This is a genomic window from Ilumatobacter nonamiensis YM16-303 (assembly GCF_000350145.1).
Taxonomy (GTDB): domain Bacteria; phylum Actinomycetota; class Acidimicrobiia; order Acidimicrobiales; family Ilumatobacteraceae; genus Ilumatobacter_A; species Ilumatobacter_A nonamiensis.
Map to the genome: position 1 here is coordinate 1 of NZ_BAOL01000318.1, position 6,101 is coordinate 6,101.

Consider the following 6,101-nt stretch of genomic DNA (forward strand, 5'->3'; position numbering starts at 1 on the left):
TATCCGATCGTGCAAGCGCCGATGGGGTGGATCGCCCGGTCGCAGCTGGCGTCAGCGGTGTCCAACGCCGGCGGGATGGGGATCATCGAGACATCGTCCGGTGAACTCGACGCGGTCCGGATCGAGATCGAGAAGATGGCCGATCTCACCGACAAGCCGTTCGGAGTGAACATCGCGCAGGCCTTCGTCCGCGACCCTGGGATCGTCCAGTTCGTGGTCGATCAGGGCATCCAGTTCGTCACAACGTCGGCGGGCAACCCGACCAAGTACACGGGGCAACTGAAAGAAGCCGGGTTGACCGTCTTCCACGTGGTGCCGACGCTGCACGGGGCGTTGAAGGCGGTCGAAGCCGGGGTCGACGGACTGGTCGTCGAAGGGGGAGAGGGCGGCGGCTTCAAGAACCCGCGTGACGTGGCGCTGATGGTGCTGCTCCCACTGATCGCTTCGAAGGTCGACGTCCCGATCATCGCCGCCGGCGGGATGGTCGACGGCCCGTCGATGGCCGCCGCGCTGGCGCTCGGTGCCGAAGGGATCCAGATGGGGACGCGGATGGTGTCGGCGGCGGAGTCGCCCGTCCACGACAACTGGAAGCAGTCGATTCTCGACGCCGCCGAGACCGACACGGTGTTCCTCAACCGGCACACCTCACCGGCGCTGCGGGCGTTGCGGACCGAACGGAGCGAAGCGCTCGAAATGGACACGGAGACGAACGCGATGACCGCTCTGATCGGTTCGACACTCGACCTCTACTTCGGTGGTGACATGAACGCGAGCCTCGCGCTGAGCGGTCAGGTCGCCGGACGGATCGAGGAGGTCGAACCGGTTGCCGACATCATCACTTCCTGTGCCGCCGAGTGCCGCGTTCTGCTGGGAGAACTCGCCGCCACGTACGCCTGAGGTCGTCCGCTCCGACCCGTCACGCAACGCTAGGCGAGCTTCTCGGTGAACCAGTCGAGGATGATCTCGGCGCGCTGGACACGGTGGACCGGCGAGCCGGAGCGGGACAGTTCGTGGTTCTCGCCGGGGAATCGGTAGAAGTCGACCTCCTTGCCGAGCAGTTTCAACGCGACCCAGAGTTCCTCGGCCTGGTTGATCGGACAGCGCCAGTCCTCCTCGGAGTGGATCAGCAACATCGGTCGGTCGATCTCACGCACCTGGCGGATCGGGGAATGGGACGCGTACAGCTCCGGGTCGTCGATGTGGAGCGGGCCGTGTTCGGTGCGGAACGCGGTCGCGATGTCGCTGGACCACTCCTCGGACACCAGGTTGTTCACGGCTCGTTCGGAGCAGAACGCGCGGAACCGGCCGTCGTGATTCGCCGCGAGCCACGTGGCCATGTACCCGCCGTACGAGCCACCGAGCATGCCGACGCGATCGCGGTCGCAGAACGTGAACCGCTCGAGCGTGTGGTCGATCACGGCGAGGACGTCGTCGGCGTCCAGCCCGCCCCAGCCCGACCCAGGCTTCACGGGGTGCTTCGGTCCGAGGATGGCCTGTCCCCACTCCGTGCTGCGTCCGCTGCCGCCCCGAGGGTTGCTCAGCACCACGACGAATCCGGCGGCTGCCTGGAACTGGGCCTCGTCGAAGAATCCTTCGCCGTATTGAGCGAACGGTCCGCCGTGCACGTTGAGCAGCACGGGGTAGGTGTTCGTCTCGTCGAAGTCGGCCGGCCGCATGATCCAGGCATCGATCACATCCGAGCCGTCCGTCGTCGGCACCTCGAACTTCTCCCACGGAAGGAGGTCGTCGGACCAGCGCGCGGTCACGTGTGTCTGTTGCACACCTCCGAGGAAGAGTTCATCGGGACGATCGACGGTCGAGCGAACGGTCGCAATGGTGCCCGCCGCGGCGTCGAACCCGGACACGACGATCGGTCCGTCGGTGAGCGGTTCGGGCACCTGGGATCCGTCCACGAAGACATGGAACAGGTGCGTCTCGCCTCGATCCTCGGCCGCAGCGAGAACCGAGATGTCGTCGCGCCAGACGGGAGCACGCGTTCCGGACAGCGGCATGAACGTGCGGTCGAGGCCGGCCGACGCCCAGATGATGTCCGACTCCTTCGTCGTCGCATCGAGGGGGGCGACACCGACGGCGGCGTTCTGCGGGAAGGTGAGCAGGTCTCCGTGTCCGAGGAATGCAACGAGCTTGCCATCGGGCGACACGCTCGGATGCGAATACGAGCCGTCGTGGGCCGTCAGGCAACGAATCTCGCCGTCGCCGGAAACGGGAACGACGTACAGGTCCACCGCCAAGTCGATGTCCCAGGTCTCGTGGCGCTGCGCAGACGTGACGATCGCGTCGGAGTCGGGGAGCCAGGACACACCGCTGTGCTGGAATTCGCCCGGGGTGAGGTTGCGCGGACGTCCCGTACCGTCGGCGGGAACCACGTAGACGTGTCGTGGCCGGTCGAAGATCCAGTTCTCGCCATTCAGTCGGGAGAACAGGCGCTCGACCTTGCGCGGGGCCTGCCACGAGGCATCCTCCTTCGTGTACCGCTCGTGCTGCGTTCGGCTGGTGAATGCGAGCATCGTCCCGTCCGGTGACCACGCGATGTCGCCGAGTCCGTCGGGCATCGTGCAGACCGTTCGACTCTCGCCGGGTGCGTCGACCGGAAGGACGTGCATCGTCGCGTCGGTCTTCTCGGAACTGCGTTTCGCACGGAACGCGAGGAACCGACCGTCCGGCGACCATGCCGGGTGATCGTCGTGGTCGCCTTCGGTGACCGGCACGTCGTCGAGCCAGATCCGGCGCTCGGTCGTGTTGGCCTCGAGGTCGATCGTCGCCACGACGAACGCGACTCGGTCGCCATCAGGCGAGACCGCGACGTCGGTGACCCAACTGCGTTGATCGATCATCCGCACGGCGATGTCGTGATGTTGGCCGGTGCTCTGAGACGAAACCATGGACGGACGGTAGCCGTGCACTCGGCCGCCGGTGTACCGCGTCGATGTGCGGGTCCGCCGAAACAGGGGCCATGATGCGTGGGTGCCCAGCGCCGCCCCTGCGATCGAACTCCTGGACGAACCCGACGACGGCCGACGCTTCACGATCCCCGTGCGAGTCCGCCTCGGCGACGTCGACCGAATGGGACGGATGCGGTTCGACGCGATCGCGCGGGTGCTGCAGGACGTCGCGACCGACGATGCGTCCGATGCCGGACTCGATCGCCGGTTCGGTTGGCTGGTCCGACGAACGATGATCGAGTCCCGTGTCCCGGCCGGGCTCGGGGAATCGATCGAGGCCACGACCTGGTGTACCGGAATCGGCCGCTCGTGGGCTGAACGTCGGAGCCGCATCGTCGGCGACCGGGGAGCGATGATCGACGCGGTCAGCCTCTGGGTGCAGGTCGATCCATCGACCGCACGACCGACGCGGATCGAGTCCGATTTCACCGACGCCTACGGCACGGCGTCGGGTGGGCGTGTCGTGTCGTCGCGGTTGGCGCTTCCGAGCACACCCGAGGGCTCGCAGCCGGGTGCCCCGTGGCACGTTCGACGTACCGATCTCGATCCGTTCGGACACGTCAACAATGCGGCGACGTGGGCGTTCCTCGAGGAAGCTGCCGAGCTGGACGAATCGGCTCGCGTCGGGCGTGCCGAGTTGGAGTACCTCCGGCCGCTCGAACGCAACGGTGACGACGTCGAGATCGTCGTGGACCGGTCGAACTCGACCACCACGGCCTGGCTCACGAGTGGTGACGAAACGCTCGCCGCCGCGCGCTGGGCCCACCGGGCGTAGGACTCGGGCCGGTCAGCGCAGAGCGATGACGGGCGGGCCCGCGCTGGTTGTTCCGATGTGGGCGGCGGTATGGCCCGACTCCCGGAGCGCGGCGAGCACGTCATCGGTCGCTCCCGGTTCGACCCCGAAGACCAGCCCACCCGAGGTCTGGGCGTCGGCGAACAACAGCTGATCGGTCTCGCTGCGGTCGCCGGGGTCGAGGAGGTCCGAGCCCCAGTCGAGGTTGCGGCGACTCCCGCCCGGCATCACTCCAGCGGCGGCGTGGTCGACCGCACCAGGGAGGAATGGGATCGTGGAGAACTCGACCTCGCATCGCACGTCCGACTCGATCGCCATCCGGCCCAGGTGACCGAGCAGACCGAAGCCCGTCACGTCGGTGCAGCCGGTGGCTCCGGCGTCGAGGGCGACGTGGGCACCGGCGTCGTTCAGCCGGATCATCGAGGCGACCGCCGCCCGGGCCTCGTCGTCGCTGGCCGCGCCGGACTTGATCGCGGTGGTCAGCACGCCGACCCCCAGCGGTTTGGTCAGGATCAGGTCCTGGCCGACGCGCAGACCAGCGTTGGTCAGGATTCGGTCAGGATGCACCTCGCCTGTGACGGCCAGACCGTACTTCGGTTCGGGGTCGTCGATCGTGTGTCCGCCGACGATCGCGAATCCGGCGGCGGTCGCGATGTCCTGGCCGCCCGCCAGCAGCTCGCCGAGCAGTTCGGTCGGCAGCTCGTCGGTGTTCCAGCCGACGAGGTTGAGTGCGAACAGCGGTCGCCCGCCCATCGCGTAGACGTCCGACACGCTGTTGGCCGCGGCGACCCGGCCCCACGTGCGCGCATCGTCGACCACCGGCGTGATGAAGTCGGCAGTCGACACGAGGGCGCGTTCGTCATCGAGGCGCCAGACCGCGGCGTCATCGCCGGTGTCGGAACCGACGAGGAGCTCGGCGGGGTGATCATGTTGCAGATGGTGCACGACGTGCGCCAGCTCGCCCGGAGCGAGCTTGCAACCTCAACCCGCGCCGTGGCTGAACTGGGTCAGGCGGATCCGGTCTCGTTCACTCATCGTCACCCCCCTCCCGTGCACGTTCGATCATCGGCGCTTCACGGTATCGGTGAGAGTCCGACGGCGTCGATTCACCCGGTCGTCAGAGCGTGTCGGGCATTCGGTCGCCGAAGTTGATGCCGAGGTCGCGGGCGGTGAGGATCGTGTCGCAATCCGGCGGCACGCTCTTCATGCGGTACACCGCCTCGGCGAGCGGAACGTAGGTGACCGTCGGCGGATCGAGAGCGACCATCACGCCGTCGTGTCCCTCCACGAGCGCACGCACGGCCGCGGCGCCGAAGCGGAGGCCGAGCAGCCGGTCGGTGGCGGTCGGGCTGCCTCCGCGCAGCAGGTGTCCGAGCACGACGGAGCGGGACTCCTTGCTGGTCAACTCCTGCAACTCGGTGGCCACGCGGCTCCCGACTCCGCCGAGTTGCTCCGCCTGCCCGACGGCCTTGCCGACCGTGGAGACAGCACCACCTGCCGGGACGGCTCCCTCGGCGACCACGACGATCGAGAACTTCGCCCCGCGTTCCTCGCGCTGACGGATCGTCGCGGCGATCGGTGCGAGGTCGTACGGGATCTCGGGAATCAAGATGCAGTGCGCCCCGGCAGCCATCCCGGCGTGCAGCGCGATCCAGCCCGCGTAGCGGCCCATCACCTCGACGACGATGATCCGACCGTGCGAGGTGGCCGTGGTGAACAGGCGGTCGATGCACTCCGATGCGAAGCTCACCGCGGTGTCGAACCCGAATGTCGCGGTCGTCTTGTCGAGGTCGTTGTCGATGGTCTTCGGGACGCCGATCACGTGGAGGCCGTGTTGGTGGAGCTGATTTCCGATCGTCAACGAGCCGTCGCCGCCGACCGTGACCAGTGCGTCGATTCCGGCGTCGGCGAATCGGCCGAGCAGTTCAGGCGTGCGGTCGACCTCGAGCCACGTTCCGTCGTCCTGCTGCATCGGATACGCCGTGGGGTTGCCGCGGTTCGTGGAGCCGAGGATCGTGCCACCGAGGTGCGAGATGCCGCGCACCGACTCGCGCGTCAACTCGATCAACCCGCCGTCGATGTACTCGTCCGGAAACATCAGACCGTTGAACCCGTCGCGGATGCCCACGACGTCCCAGCCGCGGTTGCGCGACGCGAGGGTCACCGATCTGATGACCGCGTTGAGTCCGGGGGCGTCGCCACCACCCGTACTGATCCCGACGCGCTTGATTTCCGTCACGCCGCCACCGTAGGCGACGTCGGCCGCTCGGCTGCCCGATCGGCACCGCCGTTCACACAGCGTTCAAGCTCCCCGGTGCCATCGGGTGTCTGACACCCGATGGTTC

5 protein-coding genes are annotated in these 6,101 nt (G+C 67.6%); 2 read left to right on the forward strand and 3 right to left on the reverse strand.

Annotated features, from left to right (window positions below; genetic code table 11):
- On the forward strand, nucleotides 1-897 hold an 897-nt coding region (locus ON45_RS20305), incomplete at its 5' end, for an NAD(P)H-dependent flavin oxidoreductase (protein ID WP_040496558.1).
- A 29-nt stretch (nucleotides 898-926) separates the two neighbouring features.
- On the opposite strand, the gene ON45_RS20310 is transcribed toward ON45_RS20305, so the two are convergent.
- The gene (locus ON45_RS20310) at nucleotides 927-2,903 is read right to left on the reverse strand and encodes an alpha/beta hydrolase family protein (RefSeq protein ID WP_148288806.1); all 1,977 of its coding nucleotides are present in this window, start codon (nucleotides 2,901-2,903) and stop codon (nucleotides 927-929) included.
- Between the two features lie 82 nt (nucleotides 2,904-2,985).
- Here ON45_RS20310 and ON45_RS20315 point away from each other — a divergent pair, with 82 nt between their 5' ends.
- On the forward strand, nucleotides 2,986-3,738 hold the full coding sequence (locus ON45_RS20315; RefSeq protein WP_040496559.1) for an acyl-[acyl-carrier-protein] thioesterase: 753 nt from the start codon (nucleotides 2,986-2,988) through the stop codon (nucleotides 3,736-3,738).
- A 12-nt stretch (nucleotides 3,739-3,750) separates the two neighbouring features.
- Here the strand turns inward: ON45_RS20315 and selD are convergent, their stop codons facing one another.
- Nucleotides 3,751-4,791 (reverse strand): selenide, water dikinase SelD, encoded by a 1,041-nt coding sequence (gene selD / locus ON45_RS20320; protein WP_083915208.1) that lies wholly within the window; start codon nucleotides 4,789-4,791, stop codon nucleotides 3,751-3,753.
- Between the two features lie 82 nt (nucleotides 4,792-4,873).
- A complete protein-coding gene (locus ON45_RS20325; RefSeq protein ID WP_040496561.1) occupies nucleotides 4,874-5,995 on the reverse strand; it encodes a 6-phosphofructokinase in 1,122 nt (373 codons plus the stop codon).
- Nucleotides 5,996-6,101 lie beyond the last annotated feature (106 nt).

Excerpts from the sequence above, each read along its gene's own strand:
- ON45_RS20310 (WP_148288806.1), bottom strand. The coding sequence starts at position 2,903 with ATGGTTTCGTCTCAGAGCACCGGCCAACATCACGACATCGCCGTGCGG.